The sequence below is a fragment of the Frankia sp. Cppng1_Ct_nod genome (genome assembly GCF_920656135.1).
GTDB lineage: Bacteria > Actinomycetota > Actinomycetes > Frankiales > Frankiaceae > Protofrankia > Protofrankia meridionalis.
Map to the genome: position 1 here is coordinate 1 of NZ_CAKKTK010000122.1, position 1290 is coordinate 1290.

1 protein-coding gene is annotated in these 1290 nt (G+C 67.2%); it reads right to left on the bottom strand.

The features are described 5' to 3' along the window. The coding region (locus NBW77_RS21260; RefSeq protein WP_502799510.1) for an acyltransferase domain-containing protein at window positions 1-1268 on the bottom strand (1268 nt) is incomplete at its 3' end. Between the last annotated feature and the right edge of the window lie 22 nt (window positions 1269-1290).

The window sequence follows — 1290 nt, forward strand, 5'->3', positions numbered from 1 at the left end:
AGCCAGTAGCGGTCGTGTTGGAAGGCGTAGGTCGGTAGATCGACGGGGGTACCGGGAGGTAGAACGGTGTTCCAGGCGATGGGTGCGCCGTGAACGAACAAGGTAGCCAGGCCGGTCAGCAGGGCACGGACCTCGTCCCGGCCACGGCGTTGCAGACCGATCCCACTCAGCTGGCCGGTGATGTCACTGACAGCGCTGGCCAACGTCGCGTCCGGGCCGACCTCCACGGCCAGGTCCGTCCCCCGACCGGCCATGGTCTGGACCCCGTCAGCGAACCGCACCGTGCGCCGCAACTGCGCCGCCCAGTAATCAGGATCAGCAAGCTCGTCACCGGTGGCAAACCGGCCAGTCAAAGTCGACACCACCGGTATCGATGGATGCTGGGCGGGGACACCGGCGACTACCCGACGAAACCGCTCGGCCGCCCGGTCCATCAACACCGAATGAAACGCCTGACCGACCGCCAACCGCCGACTCCGCCACCCACGCCGGTCACAGTCGACGACAACCGACTCCACCGCGTCCACCCGCCCAGAAATCACCACCGCCGACGGTCCGTTCACCGCCGCGATCTCCACCCCTTCCGGTAACAACCCGGCCACATCCGACTCGGACGCCGCGACCGCCACCATCGCACCCGCCTCGGTCACCTCATCCATCAACTCACCACGCGCCACCACCAGCCGCACCGCGTCCTCCAGCGACCACACCCCCGCGACATGAGCAGCGACGAGCTCACCCACCGAATGACCCATCACAACCTCAGCCCGCACCCCCCAGGCCTCCAACTGCCGCCACAAAGCAAGCTCGAAAACAAACAACGCCGGCTGCGCCCATCGAGTGGAATCCACCCGCTCCACCGGACCGGTGAACATCACCTCCCGTAACGATCCACCAACCAACCCATCCACCAACCCACACACCTCATCCACCACCCGACGAAACACCCCCGGCAGCGAATACAACCCCGCACCCATCCCCACCCGCTGCGACCCCTGGCCCGAGAACATCACCCCCACAGCCGGCGTACCCGCCCGACCGGCGGTCACCACACCCGCCGCCGGAACCCCACCGGCCACAGCGGCCAACCCCGACCGCAATTCCTCCAGACCGTCCCCCAAAACAACCGCCCGATACTCGAACACCGACCGGCACGCCGCCAACGACCACCCCACATCCATCACCGACACCCCAGCATTCCCATCCAACCAACCCAACAACCGGGCCGCCTGCCCCCGCAACGCCCCCTCCGACCGACCCGACACCACCCACCCAACAACCGGAAACGCC